This window comes from Curtobacterium sp. AB7 (genome assembly GCF_044909335.1).
Lineage (GTDB): Bacteria > Actinomycetota > Actinomycetes > Actinomycetales > Microbacteriaceae > Curtobacterium.
The window spans coordinates 42736-58510 of record NZ_JBIYED010000005.1 but is presented as its reverse complement, the minus strand read 5'-3'; the positions used below and the strand labels follow the sequence as shown (position 1 = coordinate 58510).

Below are 15775 nucleotides of genomic sequence, written 5' to 3'. Positions count from 1 at the left end.
CCCGTCTGCACGGGGCGCGTTGTGCATTCGCATTCGCGTTCGTCCGGGAGGCCCGGATCGCGTCCGCAGGGTCGGCGCGGCATCATGGGAGCGTGCGCATCGGGCGGTGGGGAACGGATCGACGTCGGCTCGCCCTGGTGGGTGCCCTCGTCGCCGTGGTCGTCGTCGGCTCGGTGTCGCTCTGGACGGTCTCGCACGCACCGTCCGAGGACGACGCTGTCACCCGCTCCGATCGAGCTGTACCCGAACCCGCGCAGTCGCCCGCGGAGGGGCTGCGACCGTCCAACGGCCTCGGCGCACCCCTGCCCGAGGAGTCCCCGGCCGTGCAGCCCGTCGATTCGTCGCCGATCGAGCCGTGGTGGCGCCGTGTCCCGCCGGTCTCCGGGGACATCGTTGGCATCGACGGCGCCGCTGCCTCTGGACACGTCCACATCGCGGGGAACACGGGTGACGCCACGCTCGCGGTCGACATCTCGCACCTGAGGACGGGAACGACGGGGCCGGTCGACGTCGTGTTGTCCGGTGGGACGGTCACCGGTGGAAAGGACCCGGAGTGGACGCCGGCGGGGGAGTCCTTCGACGTGTTCCAGGCCGCCGGCGTCGAGGAAGGGCTGACCGTCGTGTTGAGCGATCCGTGGACGTTGCCCGACGAGGTCCGCTCCCTCGTCCTGCTCGATGCGGCGACCGGCAGCGTGCTGGGCGGCGCGGCGCTCGTGCCGAGCGACTGAGCCGTCTGGCCCTGGTAGTCCTCCGCCGATCCGGAACGACATCGTCGACGTCGTGCGACCTCGACGATGTCGTTCGGCGTCGGCGTCGGCGCGGTACGCCGACGGCCGTTCGATGCGGCACGATGTACTGGTGACGCAGCGCAACGACGGACTCGGTGGCCTCGCCGACCGTCTGTGGTGCCGGCTGCGGCTCGACCGGCTGGCCGGAGGTCGCCAGGGCGGGTACGTCATCCGCCAGGACATGCTCGAGCACCCCGACACCGTCCGGTCGTTCCGGTGGATCCGGTGGCTGCTCGTCGCCGAGACGATCGTCGGACTCGCTGCCATCGTCGTGGCCGTGCTGCTGACGCGCGCGGGGGAGACCGTGCCGTGGGCGGTGTGGTTCCGGGCGACGGTCGTGCTGCTCATCACCCTGACGCTCTACGTGTTCGCGTGGCGGGCGCAGCTCGGGTACTACTGGGCGTACCAGCGGGTGCGGCTGTTCAGCCGGATCTTCCCGATCGTGACGCTCATCGTGGCGGCGATCCCCGGGCTGTACCCGTTCTGGATGGTGATCGAGCAGATCGTGTTCTCACTGCTCATGATCGGCATCGGCGACGTGCTCACCACCGACCACATGCGCGCCACGTTCCCCAAGCCCGCCCGCCGCTAGCCCCGTCGACCGCCGGCTCCGGCGCCCGCACCACTCGTGCGACAGTCCACGCGTCGATCGACTCGTGGACTGGCGCGGAACGGGTGCGGCGGCGGGCGCAGCGCCAGGCTAGGCGACGGTGGCCAGCGCGAAGGGCAGCACGGCGGCGGCCCCGGCACGCCGGAGTTCGCGGCCCGCGACGGTCATCGTCCACCGGCTGTCGACCAGGTCGTCGACGAGCAGCACGGGGCCGTCGTGCGACTGCAGTGCTTCGGCGAGCGAGGGCCCGACCTGGAACGTGTCCCACACGCCGGACAACCGGTACGCGCTGTTCGTCGCACCGTCGCCGCGGGGTGTGCCGCCGTTCCGGTCGAGCGTGCCGAGGAACTGCAGCCGCCCGATCGTGGACAGCGCCTGGGCCAGCGACCCCACGAGCTGCGGCCGTGACCGCGAGGACATCGCCACGACCCCGGTCGGCCGGGTCTCCCACGGCCAGTCCTTGAGCGCCCGGACACAGCCGTCGACGAGCTCGCGGGAGATCGGAGCGTCGGGCGTCGACGGCGAGAACAGCGCACGGAGTGGCCCGCCCCAGCCGAGGTCGGTCAGACGAGCCACCGCGCGGCCGGGCTGCACGAGCTCGTCGGCGCCGATCTTGCCCCGCACCGAGACACCGAGCGACGACATGCCCGACGGCCACTGGGCACGCGGGGCGATCTCGACACCGACCTTGTCGAGCGCGGCAGCCGCACCGGACGAGTCCGTGTCGGAGACCGCGGTCGGGAACCACGCCCCGGCGCAGTTGTCACACCGGCCGCAGGGCTCCGCGGAGGGGTCGTCGAGGTCCTGCTGCAACAGCTGCATGCGGCACGCCGAGGTGGACTCGTAGTCGAGCATCGACGCGGCCTCGGCAGAACGTGCCGCAGCGACCCGCTCGTACCGCGGGGCGTCGTACTGCCACGGCTGCCCGGTGGAGACCCAGCCGCCGGTGACGCGTCGAACCGCTCCGTCGACGTCGAGCACCTTGAGCAGGAGTTCCAGGGTGGAGCGCTTGATGTCGACCAGGCCCTCGAGCGCGACCGTCGACATCGCGGTGTCGGTGGACAGGGCGCCGAGCACCGCGGAGGCCCGGGCCTCGGTCGGCATGGACGCGCTGGCGAAGTACCGCCAGATCTCGCGGTCCTCACGCCCGGGCAGCAGTAGCACGTCGGCGTTGTCGGTGGCACGACCCGCACGACCGATCTGCTGGTAGTAGGCGACGGGCGACGAGGGCGCGCCCACGTGCACGACGAACCCGAGGTCCGGCTTGTCGAACCCCATGCCGAGCGCACTCGTGGCGACGAGGGCCTTCAGCTCGTTGCCCTTGAGCTGCTGCTCGAGCTGCTCCCGCTCGTCGGTGTCGGTGCGCCCCGTGTAGGCCCGGACGGCGTACCCGTTGTCGCGCAGCAGTCGAGCGATGTCCTCGGCAGCCGAGACCGTGAGCGTGTAGATGATGCCGCTGCCGGGCAGGTCGCCGAGGTGCGCGAGCAGCCAGCCGAGCCGCTGCCGGGCATCCGGAAGCGTCAGCACGCCGAGCCGCAGCGATGCCCGGGCGAGCGACCCGCGGATCGTGAACACCGGGTCGGCCGGGCCGGCGGTGAGCTGCTCGGCGACGTCCTCGACCACGCGCTCGTTCGCCGTCGCCGTCGTCGCCAGGACGGGGACGCCGTGGGGGAGCGAGCGGATGAGCTCGGCCAAGCGGCGGTAGTCCGGTCGGAAGTCGTGGCCCCAGTCCGAGATGCAGTGCGCTTCGTCGACCACGAGCATGCCCATCCGGGCGATCAGGGTCGGCATCTGCTCGTCGCGGAACTTCGGGTTGTTCAGGCGCTCGGGGGAGACGAGGAGCACGTCGACCTCGTCACGGGCGAGCGCCGCCTGGGTCTCGCCCCACTCGTGTGCGTTCGCCGAGTTGATCGACACCGCACGGACCCCCGCGCGGGCAGCCGCAGCCACCTGGTCACGCATCAGGGCGAGCAACGGCGAGACCAGGACGGTCGGGCCGCCACCACGGCGCCGGAGCAGCAGGGTCGCGAGGAAGTACACGGCGGACTTGCCCCACCCGGTGCGCTGCACGACCAGGGCACGCTGTCGGTGCTCGACCAGGGCGGAGATCGCCTCGAGCTGGCCGGGGTGGAAGACCGCGTCGGGGCGCCCCGTGAGCGCAGCGAGCGCCTGCTGTGCCTCGGCGGCGATGTCCGCAGACGGCGAGACGACAGACGGAGCGGCGGTGGGGGTGTCCATGCCCCCATGCTGTCAGGAGCAACCGACGAAACGCGCCCCCTCCCTCGCAGGCTCGGTCGGCGCGCCCCGCGCAACGCTTCGCGTCGCCGCTGAGCGGGGCGCGCCCGTCTGTGGACAACCGGACCAACCGGACCCTACTGGTACGTGACCAACGACGGCGTCGGCTGCACGTCCGCCATCGTCTGCCCGGGCGTCAGCATGGGCGTGTCCTCGTCGTAGAAGTTCTTCCAACCCCAGTGCAGGCCCTCCGGAGCGCCCTCGTGCAGCGCCTTCCACGTCGCCTGCTTGTCCGGCTGCGACCCCTGCCCATCGACGTGCACGAGCATGTCGAGCTCCGGGTGCGTCTCGAGCGCCGACCGGTCTTGGATCATCGAGAGCCGGAACTGGTGCAGCACGAGGGCCTTCGGCGGCAGCCCTTCCTTCTTGACGAGCGACGCGAGCCACGAGGACACCTCGTTCACCTCGGACGCCGACACGCTGCCGATCTGCTGCAGCGGCACCTGGTCCTTCGTCAGCCGCCACTCCGGGTCGAGGGCGAGCCAGACCCCGGGCTTCTTCAGCAGCGACTCGTACTTCTTGGCCTGCGACAGGAAGTCCGAGCGGCCCGGCTGCAGGTCGATGATCACGGGCATGTCGGCGTCGTGTGCGGCATCGACGTAGGGCTCGAGCGTCGACACCGGCAGCTCGGTCGAGTAGTCGCCGTCTGCCCCGGCGTCACCCGCGGCGACGGTCGCGATGACCTCCATCGCGGGCGTCACGGGTTCGTCCGACTCCGGCCCGTACGGCTTCGCGACCTGCTCGGCACGCTGGACGGCGGCCTCCGGCCCCTGCTCGCCGAGGACCCCGAGCGCCGGCGCCCCGGGAGCCCCGTACAGCGCGACGTAGCGGTGTCCGTCGAACGGGCGCTGGCCGCCGTGCGCGAGCTGGAAGCCGCCCTCGGCCGCCCGCACCGTCCACTCCGGGTCCGGCAGCGCACCGAACGCCCTGCCGACCAGGACCGTCTGGTGCTGCTTCCGCTCGTGCAGCGCCGTCACCACGTCGGGCGCGGCGGCCGGGTCGGTCACGCCCTCGGGCATGGTCACCACCTTCGCACCAGCGGCCTTGGCGGTCGCCACGGCCGCAGCGTCCGCGCTCGCGTCCGCCACCACCACGGTCGCCTGCCGGGAGGCCCGGGTCGACTCCGGCGCGTCGCCACCCTCGGGCGCCTTCCGCTGTTCGACGTCGGTGTCGACCGACACGTCGCCCTCGGCCTGGTACCAGTCGGCACCGAGCCGGTCGAGCTCGCTGGCGACGGCCGCGCCGGCCTCGGCGCCCTTCGCGGTCAGCAGCACCGGGACGTGGGCGCTCGCCGCGGCCTTCGCTGCGTCGGAGATCGCGTCGGCATCACCGGCCGTCGCCACGATCGCGCCGGGAGCACTCGCGAAGAGCGCCTTGCTGACCCGCACCGACCGTGCTGCGGCGTCGGAGGCACCGGCGACCGTGACCGTCTCCGCCGTGGCCTTCACGAGCGTCGGGCGGCTCGTGTCCGGGCCGCTCGAGGTGCACCCGGCGGCTCCGAGCAGCAGTCCGGAGACGGCGATCGCGACGAGGACACGAGGGGTGGAACGAGAACGCATCGGGCCACCCTACGAGCCACGCGGAGAGGTCCCTGGGAATCCGACGGGTGTCGTCTCGTAGAAGGGAGGCATGCCCCACCACCCCGACGACCACCCGCTCATCGGAGCCGTCCGGTCGCCCGAGGTCCACTGCATGACCCTCAACGTGCGTCGCCGCGTGCCGCGACCGTCCGCCCACCCGGACGCCTGGGAGCGTCGCCGTGATGCCATCACCGCGCTCGTCACGTCCGAAGCACCCACCGTCCTCGCCGTCCAGGAGGCCCTCCCCACGCAGGCAGACGACCTCACGGCCGGCCTCGGGTCGGGTTGGGAGCCCGTCCTGGTCGGGCGCGGCGCGCGCGGCGGTGGGGAGCAGGTCGGGCTCTTCCTGGACCGCTCGCGACTCGACGTCGTCGAGCAGCGCACCTGGGCGCTGTCCCGCAGGCCGAACCGTCCGGGCTCGCGTTCGTGGGCCACGTCCTTCCCGCGGCACGCCGTCGGCGTCGTCGTCGACGACCGCGCGACCGGCGTCCGGTTCCTGGCGATCGCGACCCACCTCGACGTCGCATCGCCGTGGGCTCGACTGCGGTCCGCCGAGCTCCTCGGCCGGATCGTGCGACAGCGCGGCCTGCCCGCTGTCGTGATGGCCGACTGGAACAGCCCGGCGGGGTCCGCACCATGGCGAGCACTGGCGGACGCTGGCGTCGTCGACAGCTGGGGGCGGGCCTCCAGGCAGGTGGGTGCGCCGTACGGGACGTACCCGCACTACGGGAGTCCGCGTGTCGGCGGCCGGCGGATCGACGGCGTCCTGGTGACGCCGGACGCGACCGTCGACCGGGTGGCCGTGTCGAACCGGCGGCCGGGCGGGGTGTGGCCCTCCGACCACGCGGCCGTACACGCGGTCGTGCGGTGGGCGTCGTGATCCGGGCGCTCGGGCCGACGTTCCTGCGGCCGCGGTTCCTGGTGGCCGACGTCGTGCGTGCCCTGACGCTCGTGAGCCTGGTCGTCGCGAGCATAGGGTGGGGCGGAACCGCGCTGCCGGTGATGGCACTGTCGTTGCTCGGGGTCGTCGTGCCGCGGATGCTCGGACTGCGACCGGCGTTCGACCTGGCGGTGTGCGTGCTCGTGCTCCTCGCGGGGTGGTCGAGCGTGCTCGAGTGGTACACGAGCGTTTTCCTGTGGGACAAGTTCATGCACGTCGTGCTCACCGGGCTGCTCGCCGCGGTGCTGTACGTCATCGGTGCCGACCTGCGCGCGGTGCCGGCGCCGGACGGGGAGCGCCGGGTGGTCGTCGCGGTCCTCGGGCTGTGCGCCGGGCTCGCGATCGGGGCGGCGTGGGAGATGGGGGAGTGGCTCGGACACAACTTCGTCGACTCGGCGATCTACGTCGGGTACGACGACACCATCGGCGACCTGGCGGCGGACGGGACCGGTGGGCTGCTCGTCGGGCTCGGGTTGCCGTGGTTGGCGGCGCGGCGTGAAGTGGTGCGGCCGGGTTGACGGTCTCGCCCGGGTTGTTCGGGCGGCTCCGGTTGCTCGTCGCTCCGACTCGCCGTGGCGCGGAGGGGGTCTGACGTCCGCTATGCTGGACCGGTCGCTCGCGCTCCGGTCGGACGCGGGCGAGGGTCCTCAGGGATCCTGAGTTCTCCGGAACTCGCGGGCTGTGGCGCAGCTTGGTAGCGCACTTGACTGGGGGTCAAGGGGTCGCAGGTTCAAATCCTGTCAGCCCGACCGAAGGGGTGTCTTAAGAACTGTCTTAAGAACCCGACAACGAAGAGAGGCTCGCAGCCAACTGGCTGCGAGCCTCTCTTCGTTGTCGTCGGCAGGTTCAGGTCTACGGAGCTGCCACCTTCCGCGACCGTGAGGATCGCTTGGCCTTCTCAGCAGCCGCCTTCGCCGCCTTCTCTCGTCGTGCCTTGGCTCACTCCTGACGAACCTCGAGGTCCGGCACTCCGCCTGGACGGGTGCCCGTGTAGTCGTTGAAGAATTCGCGGTCTCTCCGACGCAGGATGGGCGGTTTGCGTGGGGGCCGGTTCTCGGCTGCTCGGCGGTCTTCGATCTCCTTTGCCTTCAGAAAGTCGCAGATCTGTTTGATGTTGAGCGCGACGAGCAGGAACGTCAGGAACACGTAGCTGGATGCGAAGCCGCGAGACTGTCGGTTGAGGTGGTCGTGCAGGGACCCGTACTTCGGAGCCTTCAGGATCGAGTTCCCGTTCTCGATGAGGTTGCGCGCGTAGCCGTGGAAGTCGGTCCACTCGCGGGACTTGTAGCGCAGGGCTTGTGTGAGCGGCGGCAGGTTCTCCTTCGGGAACTTGACGGAGTCTTGGCAGCAGATGAGGGGCAGGTCGTCGCCGACCGGAAAACCGGGCTCGCTCGGGTCCACCTCGTTTAACGTCAGCAGCTTTGCCTCTGAGCCGCGCGCTCGAGTCTTCTTGAGCGGGCACTTGATACGGGGGCTGTCGCCGGATGCGGGGCACATCATGGTGAGGCTGCCGTCCGCATTCGGGCGTGCCTTTGGTCGCACCTCCCACTTTTCGCGCTCATCGATGCGCGCACGATAAGTGATCTCATCGATCTCGCCGTCTTTGACGTGTCGGCTGGCCATCTGGAACGACATGAGCATCGCGGGGCAGTAGGCAGCGCTTTCGATGAAGATCGCTCCGGCGTACCCGCCTCGAGGCCCGAGACGGTCGTCGCGCCACTCAGTGCTCGCTTCGCTTCCCAGCTGAGCGCTCGAACCGGTCGTAGAGCCGCTCCGGCGTTGCGTTGGCGAAGTACTCCATGTCGGCATCCGCGATGCCATGCAGGTGTCCGGCACCGACGATCTGTTCGAGAACGATTTCTCCTTCGCGATGTCGTAGACCGAGCTTTCCTGCACCGACGAGTTCTTGCGTCCGTCCGTCTCGAAGAACCGGATAGCCTCACCGTTGCTCATGCCGTGGCCGCTCATCGAGAGGCTCCCAAGCGCACTCCGGTTGGTGGGGATGCTCGTCGCACTCGTGCTGCTGCCCGGCGGCGTGGTAGTGCGGTCGTTTTCAGCACTGGCGCCCGTCTCAGTGGCGACGAGCGCGCCTGCCACCCACCATCGAGGCCAGAACCTACCCTCTGGTCGAACGCGAAGAATCGGAGAAGGACGAGATGGCTACCCACGGGGTAACGAACAGGGCGGTACAGCGCCAGGTGGCGGACGAGCTTGGACTCTACGTCTACATGCTCATTGATCCGAGGACCGGGGTGCCGTTCTACGTGGGTAAGGGACAGGGTGAGCGTTTCGCCTCCCATGGGCGCAAGGAGCTCCTTGCGAGAGATGACTCTGCCCCGAGCGCCAAGGACAAGATGATTCGAGCAATTCGAGACGCCGGCCTCGAGCCAGAGATCTGGATCGTTCGGCACGGGATGCCCTCGAAGCACGAGTACACGGCGGTCGAGGCCGCCTGCATCGATCTGCTCCGTTCGATGCCAGTCCTCGCAACAGGTCCGGGGATCGTGAGGCTCCCGGACGGACAGACCGACCAACTCACCAATGCGCGACGAGAGGAATCCCGTGACCATGGCCTCGTGCGGCTCGATGACCTGGAGGACGAGATGGCAGCGCCTCCACTCGAGACGGACACTCCGCTTCTGATCGTCAGTCTCGGAGACTGGAAGGACAGCGAAGAGACGGCACTCGATGGTTCCCGCCTTCTTGGCTACGGGTACAAGTCCGCGTGGCTGCCACGAGCCGAGCGCGTCAAGCACTACGAAGAGATCGCCCAGTCAGCGTCCAAGTGGTTTGCGTACACCGAACGCGAAGTCAACAAACACGGCATCGAATACGCACTCGCGGCACATCGCGGTGTGACCCGTGCGCTCCTGAAGATCGTGCCTGGTTCATGGCAGAGCATTCATTCGGGGTACGAGCGCCGAAGCGGTTTCCGCTTTGAAGTGGTAACGGAGGGCGCGCTGTTCAACGAAACCGTCGGTGAGTACGGCCATCGTCCGCCGGGGAAGAAGAAGGGAGACCGGTCGCGCTTCCGCTATTGGCCCTACGATCGTTGAGAGCGGACTAGACGCCCCGGCTCAGTGGATGAGCGCCAGCGGGACATCCCTCCGGTCAACCGCCCAGGTGCCGGGAGCGCCGGGGAATTCGGCGTAGCGACGCGGCTCGCCCCCACGCTCCAGCGCGTCGCGAAGCATCTGGCGGTCCTCCCCGGACTCCGATCTCGCTCGAGCTGCCGCTCAGCGAACTGCTGGGCGCGTCGGCCCTGGAGTTCCGCGGAGCACTCCGGGCACAGGCGGGCCTGCTTGCGGGCGTCGGTCGGCGATGAGACTTGCCACGTGATGATGCGTCCACAGGCGCCGCGCAAGGCCGCTCGACGGGACCATTGCCCATCTCACGCGCGACCGAGCCGACGTGTGGACCGATCGGATTCGCGATTTCGCTCACCAGCAGGTCCGGGTAGTGCCAATAGAGCCGCCGAGCGAGTTCACGGTCGAAAGGGACCCCTGCGATGCGAGCGAAGTCCGCGAGCCGCTCGAGTTGTCCGCCCACAGCCCGCGCGGTCGCAGTCGCGCGAGCGGTGTCCCGCTCGGCGATGGCGGTGTCGAGGGCGTCGAGCATTTGAGTGAGCTGCTCGTACTCACGGGCTCAATGGCCATCCGTCGACGTAGGTCCCCGTGTCCTACCCCAATTGGAGGGGCAATGAACTCGTTGGTTGGGACGGCTGCCAAGGGTAGGGCCCCATCCGGGCTGCGGCTCGCATCGATATAGGTGGTTCGCGTGCGTGGTCCGCCACTTGTTGAGCGGATAACGCCTAAGGTTGCCGCATGGAAGGTACCGCTCTGTTCGATCCTACGCCGATCGCAGCGGATCTCGAGCGCGTGCGCCGAGCGGGGCGGGCGATGCTTGACGGAGCGTTGAAGCCCTGGTCGCAGGACACGAGCTTCTACGAGGCTGACTTCGCGTTTTTCGGATTTGTAGAACGTGCACAGGCTTTCCATATTGGAGCGTGTGATCTCGTGGAGCGCGGCAATCCTCTCGGCGCGCTGACCCTTCTGCGGTCGTCAGCAGAAAACGTTGCAACGTCCTTCTGGATCGAGCGGCATCCTGAAGACCTTCGGAAGCTGATGCCTGGAGCCACAGAAAGGTTGCCCATCGGACGTCTCGTCGCCGAGGCGGAGAAGGCCCTACCGGGCTTTAAGCGTATGTACGCAGCTTGGAGTGATGCCGCGCACCCATCGGGAGCTGGTGCGTTCCACACGCTGACGGTTGAGGAGGACCGTACCTTCAAGTGGCAGTCGATGCCGACGTTCCGGACGGTGGACGACGCCCGGCAGGTGTTGGTGTGGATCGAGCAGGTCTGCTCCCTCGCGGCTGGGACTATTCGTGCGACGGTAGAAGCTCGTGTTCGCGCGACGTCCGAGCAGGATGCCGGACGGGCGCCGCCTACTGCGGCAGCTCCAGACCCTCAACGTCCGCCCGGGTTGTGAGGAGATGCGTGCTCATCAGTCGGAGGATGCCGTGTGTTTTTCGCTGACGTTGGCTGTCGGCGAGCACGTCGAGGATCTCCTGGTGCCGGTCTCGCTGTGTGGGGATGAACGTTGCCGGAATTTGTCGCAACGGTGCAGCCGTCTGCTTCATGACTGAGGAGTGTCGTCGAATGACTTCGTCGACGTCTGTGGCGCGGACGAGCGCCAGGTGGAAGGCGACGTCCGCCATACCGCACAAGCCTGAGTTGCCGTCTCTCTGCTCGGCGGTCATCTGTTCGAGCGGTCCGATGCCATCGTTGGGTGCGACGTTATTGCCGACGAGGATGCGGACTGCTGCTCACTCGTACCCCCGGCGAATGAGCTGGTAATCCCCGAGGTTGTGCTCCGAGAACGTTCGAACCTGGTACGCATGGTGCGGTCGCTTTGTGAGCAGACCGGACTGCACGAGCAAGGCGCACGCGTCCCGCACCGGAGCGCGGCTGATGCCCATCTGTTTTGCGATCACGGAGTCGGGGACGCGGGCGCCGGCAGGCAAACGACCATCGTTGGTGCGGGCGGATCCGCTGTCATCGTCGCGGGTGATCCAGGCATCGGGAAGACACTGGAGCCAGCCGTGCGCTTCCAATGATGAGGTGTCGTCCAGCACCGCGACCGGTTTAGAAGTAGTCTGCTGCGGTGCGAATCGCTGTCTACCCGGACACCAATGCGTTCTTCAGCGACCGGTTCCTGCGGCGGCAATACAGCCTGGAGTTCCTGGCCGCACTCGATGGCGGGGACGTGCAACTGTTCATCCCGCCGACGGTGATCGCCGAAACGCTGCGGCAGGCGCGGGAAGCGGCGAACGAACGGACAAACCAGTTGCGAGCCGCGTTCCGCCGCTCGGACGCACAGTCCAACGTTCCCGGCGACGCGATTCGAACGGCAATCAACGACTATGCCGCGGCCGTCGTCGATGAAGCGGAGACTGCCCTCGGGCTGCTTGTTGCGCACCCGGCGGTATCGGTGCTTGATCAAGCGATGGTGCGCAGCGAGGACCTCGTCGCTCGTGAGCTGGATCGTCGCCGACCGTTCCTCGAGAAGAGTGCCGGCAGTGTCGGGCTCCGGGATACGATGATCTGGTTAAGCATGCTCGAGCACTTCGACGCGGTGTCGTACGACCACATCCTGGTCATCACGAACGACGGTGGGTTCCTCAGCGGCGACAAGACGACCCTGCATTCCGATCTGCTCAAAGACCTCGACGACTGGGGCATCGAACGCAGTCGGGTGCACACGCAGCCGGACCTGCAGCACGCGACAATCGAATTCCGGCGGCTTCGGCACCTCATCAGTGAGCGGGAGGCCGCGCTGACGTCCGCGGCGGTTTCGTTCACTCAGGCGCTCATTCGCGCGCCATGGGGAACATCGCAGGCAGCAGGTGCGTTCTCACGGTCCATCGCGTCGCCTCCTGCGTGGCTGCACAACCCCGTCGTAACCACGATCGAAGACGTTGCCGTGCAGAGCATCGGAGACGGGGAGTGGGCGACATGCGTCATCCATGCGACCGCGGTGTTCCGCGGACATCTTCGAGCGGCTGACCTCGCCGACGCTACTGACGCGGAAGTTGTCGTTTCCGGTGACGGCGATGACAGCTACGACTGGTGGCTTGACGCGACCAGTCGTGCACGCATCGGAGTCACCATTGACATCGAGTTGAACCCGGAAGACGGTTCTACGACGATCGAGGATTACGCGGTGGAGTTCCTGCCGGACTGTAGTTGATGACGAGCGTCAGTTCCCACGGGGCTCTGGGATGAGCGGTCACGGGGTTCGCGAGTCCACCGTGTGACTCGACTGCGGCAGCCGCGGTGCTGCGGATGGCGGCGTGAAGCGACGCTCGGTCATGGCTGCTCGGCGAGTCCTCAAGTTCGGTCGGCAGGTTGCCACCGAACTCAAGCTGGCGTCGTCGAAGGCTCGGGCGTGCAGTCGCGGTCCACCAGAGCCGGACCCTGAGGGCGGCTTTGGCGATCCCGAACGCGGTAGCAGTAACCAGGAACGCACTCACGGCCATAACCAGAGCCCGGTCACGGCTCCTGTCCGCAGTCGAAGACTGTTCCTCCTGCGCCTCGTCCATGAAGCCCTCGTCCGCGGCCGCTCGTTTCGCGGCCTCGATCGCCCCGCGGAGTTCCCGCCTGCGCTGGTCGTCGATGACCAGCTCATCGGCGATGTTCACGTCCCATTTCAGGGTCGTCCAGTACCTGTTGCAGTGGCTGTAGCCACCAGTCCCGCGGTGGTGGTCTTCCTCCGTCGCGAACTCAGCAGCCTTGTCGGTCATCTTGTAGGCGGACGGTTCACCGTATAGGTACCCCTCCTCTTTGAGGAGGTAGTTCGTTTCTTGGCTGGAGAGACCGAATGCTCGTTGAAGGACCGTCGCTGACACCTGCATGTTGTCCTCGTTCCAATGGCTGGTCCTGCTCGCCCGTCGGAGCGTCCATTCTACGAGCCGGGAAATGTCAATCGCCGGCTTCGGGCGAAGGGTGCGGTTCACCGCAGTGGCATCCATTGTTGACCGACTCGGCGAACCGCTGGCCCGTGGCCGGGTAGCGCGGCGGTCGTGTGATGAAGCGCGATCGCTGACTGCACCGCGGCTCCCTGGTCTGACCTGAATAACGACGGACTCATCCGTGGTCGCGGCTCCCGCCGGTGGTGTTGCGTATTGCGGTGCGTGACGATAGCTTCAGCGGCAACAAGGGCATCCGCGTCGGTGAGCAGATACGCGGTGGATCCGGCAGTGTGGCCTGCTGCTGCTGCTGCTGCTGCTGCTGCTGCCGCCGCAGCTGCCGGCCGTCGAAGTTGAGACAAGCATGGAGCCTCGGAACGAGTTTCTCAACGGGAGGGGCTCGCATGGGAGCTTGCCACCACCAGGATGCTTCGGATGCGTTCCGAACTGATCCCAACGGAGCACGCAAACCGGTACATTGTCCCAATGGACCAAGAGAGTGCCTCATCGAGCCCAGTTGACCCCGTGAAGCTAACTTGGAAGGGGTTCCGCGGATTCCGCGACGCCACAACACTTACGCTCCCTCGGCTCACGCTTCTCATCGGCCGCAACAACGTAGGAAAGTCTTCGGCCTACGCGCCGCTATTGATGATGAAGCAAACCCTCGACGCGAGTAGCCCCGAGACGACGCTCCTCTCGCGGGGCCCACTCATCGACGCTGGGCCCTTTCGTGACTATGTTAGTGATCATGCTGCTCAAAGCGAGCTCTATCTTGATGTGGCATTCGAAGGCGTGCCTTCGCCTGACGCAGCGGCTAGAGTGCAAACCACTTTCAAGTCCAGTGATGGTCAATCGGCCTACCTTGCGCGTCAGCGCCTGCTGACTGCTCAAGGCAGCCCTTTGATTACCCGTAGCCGGCAGCTCCCTGGCGAGGAGTTCAAATTCACTTCTTCCATCCTTCCGCAGCAAAGCAAGAGCGGTCGGCCTCTTCGTGAACTCAGTGAGTTCAGAAGAAAAATCCGCGCGGAACAGCCGGACGGTTTCCTCTTTTCGGGGTTCGCCGGCGTCCTGATCCCGCGCTCCATTCAGTCAAACAAAGAGCGCTGGGCCGGGGTCCGCGACTTTTATGAAGCAGGGTTCGAGCTCTACGACCGCCAGCTCGCCTTTCGCACCCGCATGGTGCGCTTCCTACGAGACCTCTCGTACATAGGCCCGCTTCGGTCACTTGCGCAACGAACCTATAGATTGGCCGCCGAATCTCCGAGCGACGTCGGCAGCACTGGTGAGCACACCCCGGAACTTCTTTTTCGACTCAAGGATGAGCTTCCCGGGCAGGAGGTGAGTAAGTGGCTCGCGAAGCTCGGATACGGGCGCCTAGCGTTCTCCTCGCTGAGTGACGAATATTTCCAAATGCAGGTGGAACACCACTCCGGTCTCTTTGTTAACGTTGCAGATTCAGGAGTCGGACTGTCACAGGTTCTTCCGCTTCTCGCGCAGGCCTCGCTTGTCGGGGCAGACGCGACCCTCATCGCGCAACAGCCTGAGATCCATTTGAATCCGGCGCAGCAATCCATTGTCACGGACTTCTTGATCTCGCGCGCTAACGATGGTGTTCGGGTCGTTATTGAGTCGCACAGCGAGCACGTGCTTCTGCGTCTGCGCCGACGAATCGCCGAGGGCGAACTTCTCGCGGACGATGTCGCGGTGTATTTCGTGGACAGCGCGGACGGCGCCACGGCAGTGCGGAGAATCTCTCTCGGTGCTAATGCGGAACTCGATCGCGAGGATTGGCCGGCGGGGTTCTTTGAGGAGCAGTTGAACGACTCTTTCGCTCTTGCTATCGCTCAAGCATCAGGAGGGGCGAGTCGTGCAGCTGGCTGAACTATGCGATAAAGACGTCGTCCTCGACACGAACGTATTGAGCCACGCAGAGAACGCGGGGTCGTCGTTCCAGGAAACCGCCTTTGCGGTACTCGAATGGTTGCGCAACGCTGATGCAAGATGGGTGCTCGACGACCAGGGTAAGGATGCACCGAATCCTCATACGAGCCTCTTGTTTCAGGAGTACCGCGCTACGCTTAGTCCGCAAAGCCCGGCTCTACGCATGCTAATTGAATTCCTCTCGTTCCAAAGGGTCATCTTCGCGGCCCGGCCGGGCAAAGAATTGCGTGACTCTATCAGGGAGCTTGTTCCGCGAAATGTCAAGGATAGAGCGGTTTTGGGGGCGGCTTGCGGGAGTGAGAATAGGGTCCTGGTGTCAAACGATATGACGGACTTCTCTACAGGAGTGCGTGATGCGGTCTGGGACCAGTTTGAGGTGAACATCGTCACTTCTGACGAGGCGGCTGCCTAGGTGGCGCAGCCGAGAGCGAAACCTCGTCAATCCTCGTCGAGGGCTCCGAACCAAAAGAGCCGATGCCGCTCGGGCGCATCAGCGACGACGCGTGCCCGTCACTTTTTTCGTAGACGAAACGCATGCGGCCCCTTGCCGGACCAGTCTACTGATGGTTTGCAATCGTCGCCCGGCTGGCGCTAGCAGTAGGTGAGAAGTGTCAGGAGGCACTCCCGGCTCAAAGTGTCGTGAGATTCGGAAGGC

At 66.7% G+C, this 15775-nt stretch carries 15 protein-coding genes and 1 tRNA gene; 10 read left to right on the top strand and 6 right to left on the bottom strand.

The window, feature by feature from the left end; genetic code table 11:
- Positions 1-92: 92 nt before the first annotated feature.
- Together ABH929_RS11990 and ABH929_RS11985 are read left to right on the top strand one after the other, a co-directional pair.
- Positions 93-728 carry a hypothetical protein gene (locus tag ABH929_RS11990; RefSeq protein WP_404561408.1) on the top strand — a complete coding sequence of 212 codons (636 nt, stop codon included), beginning with the start codon at positions 93-95 and terminating at the stop codon, positions 726-728.
- A 130-nt stretch (positions 729-858) separates the two neighbouring features.
- A complete protein-coding gene (locus tag ABH929_RS11985; RefSeq protein ID WP_123293894.1) occupies positions 859-1380 on the top strand; it encodes a hypothetical protein in 522 nt (173 codons plus the stop codon).
- A gap of 108 nt (positions 1381-1488) precedes the next feature.
- Here ABH929_RS11985 and ABH929_RS11980 read toward each other — a convergent pair whose 3' ends face one another.
- Together ABH929_RS11980 and ABH929_RS11975 are read right to left on the bottom strand one after the other, a co-directional pair.
- Positions 1489-3636, bottom strand: a complete 2148-nt coding sequence (locus tag ABH929_RS11980; RefSeq protein ID WP_404561407.1) for a RecQ family ATP-dependent DNA helicase — start codon at positions 3634-3636, stop codon at positions 1489-1491.
- Positions 3637-3770: 134 nt separating this feature from the next.
- Complete coding sequence (locus ABH929_RS11975) at positions 3771-5252, bottom strand: hypothetical protein (protein ID WP_404561406.1); 1482 nt, start codon at positions 5250-5252, stop codon at positions 3771-3773.
- Positions 5253-5322: 70 nt separating this feature from the next.
- Between ABH929_RS11975 and ABH929_RS11970 the strand changes: the two genes are divergently transcribed.
- The 3 genes from ABH929_RS11970 (at position 5323) to ABH929_RS11960 (ending at position 6962) form a co-directional block, all read left to right on the top strand.
- Positions 5323-6153, top strand: coding sequence for an endonuclease/exonuclease/phosphatase family protein (locus ABH929_RS11970; protein WP_404561405.1), 831 nt, complete (start codon positions 5323-5325; stop codon positions 6151-6153).
- On the top strand, positions 6150-6731 hold the full coding sequence (locus ABH929_RS11965; RefSeq protein ID WP_404561404.1) for a hypothetical protein: 582 nt from the start codon (positions 6150-6152) through the stop codon (positions 6729-6731). Before ABH929_RS11970 ends, ABH929_RS11965 begins: the two co-directional genes overlap by 4 nt.
- Before the next feature lie 157 nt (positions 6732-6888).
- Positions 6889-6962, top strand: a tRNA-Pro gene (locus ABH929_RS11960).
- 190 nt (positions 6963-7152) lie between these two features.
- On the opposite strand, the gene ABH929_RS11955 is transcribed toward ABH929_RS11960, so the two are convergent.
- Positions 7153-8310, bottom strand: a complete 1158-nt coding sequence (locus tag ABH929_RS11955) for a hypothetical protein (RefSeq protein WP_404561403.1) — start codon at positions 8308-8310, stop codon at positions 7153-7155.
- A gap of 59 nt (positions 8311-8369) precedes the next feature.
- Between ABH929_RS11955 and ABH929_RS11950 the strand changes: the two genes are divergently transcribed.
- The gene (locus ABH929_RS11950; RefSeq protein ID WP_404561402.1) at positions 8370-9269 is read left to right on the top strand and encodes a hypothetical protein; all 900 of its coding nucleotides are present in this window, start codon (positions 8370-8372) and stop codon (positions 9267-9269) included.
- 768 nt (positions 9270-10037) lie between these two features.
- Positions 10038-10700: a hypothetical protein gene (locus tag ABH929_RS11945; protein ID WP_404561401.1), complete on the top strand. Its 663-nt coding sequence runs from the start codon at positions 10038-10040 to the stop codon at positions 10698-10700.
- On the opposite strand, the gene ABH929_RS11940 is transcribed toward ABH929_RS11945, so the two are convergent.
- Positions 10657-10971 (bottom strand): hypothetical protein, encoded by a 315-nt coding sequence (locus tag ABH929_RS11940; RefSeq protein WP_404561400.1) that lies wholly within the window; start codon positions 10969-10971, stop codon positions 10657-10659. The genes ABH929_RS11945 and ABH929_RS11940 overlap by 44 nt on opposite strands.
- Positions 10972-11037: 66 nt before the next feature.
- Positions 11038-11346, bottom strand: coding sequence for a GntR family transcriptional regulator (locus ABH929_RS11935; RefSeq protein ID WP_404561399.1), 309 nt, complete (start codon positions 11344-11346; stop codon positions 11038-11040).
- Positions 11347-11375: 29 nt separating this feature from the next.
- On the opposite strand from ABH929_RS11935, the gene ABH929_RS11930 reads away from it, so the two are divergent.
- The gene (locus ABH929_RS11930; RefSeq protein ID WP_404561398.1) at positions 11376-12461 is read left to right on the top strand and encodes a PIN domain-containing protein; all 1086 of its coding nucleotides are present in this window, start codon (positions 11376-11378) and stop codon (positions 12459-12461) included.
- Here ABH929_RS11930 and ABH929_RS11925 read toward each other — a convergent pair.
- Complete coding sequence (locus tag ABH929_RS11925; protein ID WP_404561397.1) at positions 12412-13125, bottom strand: hypothetical protein; 714 nt, start codon at positions 13123-13125, stop codon at positions 12412-12414. The two genes, ABH929_RS11930 and ABH929_RS11925, sit on opposite strands and share 50 nt — an antisense overlap.
- Positions 13126-13665: 540 nt before the next feature.
- Between ABH929_RS11925 and ABH929_RS11920 the strand changes: the two genes are divergently transcribed.
- Positions 13666-15060, top strand: coding sequence for a DUF3696 domain-containing protein (locus ABH929_RS11920; protein WP_404561396.1), 1395 nt, complete (start codon positions 13666-13668; stop codon positions 15058-15060).
- Positions 15047-15532: a hypothetical protein gene (locus tag ABH929_RS11915; protein ID WP_404561395.1), complete on the top strand. Its 486-nt coding sequence runs from the start codon at positions 15047-15049 to the stop codon at positions 15530-15532. Before ABH929_RS11920 ends, ABH929_RS11915 begins: the two co-directional genes overlap by 14 nt.
- Positions 15533-15775 lie beyond the last annotated feature (243 nt).

Coding starts and splice junctions, on each gene's coding strand:
- ABH929_RS11980 (WP_404561407.1), bottom strand. CDS start 3,636: ATGGACACCCCCACCGCCGCTCCGTCTGTCGTCTCGCCGTCTGCGGAC.
- ABH929_RS11975 (WP_404561406.1), bottom strand. CDS start 5,252: ATGCGTTCTCGTTCCACCCCTCGTGTCCTCGTCGCGATCGCCGTCTCC.
- ABH929_RS11970 (WP_404561405.1), top strand. CDS start 5,323: ATGCCCCACCACCCCGACGACCACCCGCTCATCGGAGCCGTCCGGTCG.
- ABH929_RS11950 (WP_404561402.1), top strand. CDS start 8,370: ATGGCTACCCACGGGGTAACGAACAGGGCGGTACAGCGCCAGGTGGCG.
- ABH929_RS11945 (WP_404561401.1), top strand. CDS start 10,038: ATGGAAGGTACCGCTCTGTTCGATCCTACGCCGATCGCAGCGGATCTC.
- ABH929_RS11940 (WP_404561400.1), bottom strand. CDS start 10,971: ATGACCGCCGAGCAGAGAGACGGCAACTCAGGCTTGTGCGGTATGGCG.
- ABH929_RS11925 (WP_404561397.1), bottom strand. CDS start 13,125: ATGCAGGTGTCAGCGACGGTCCTTCAACGAGCATTCGGTCTCTCCAGC.
- ABH929_RS11920 (WP_404561396.1), top strand. CDS start 13,666: ATGGACCAAGAGAGTGCCTCATCGAGCCCAGTTGACCCCGTGAAGCTA.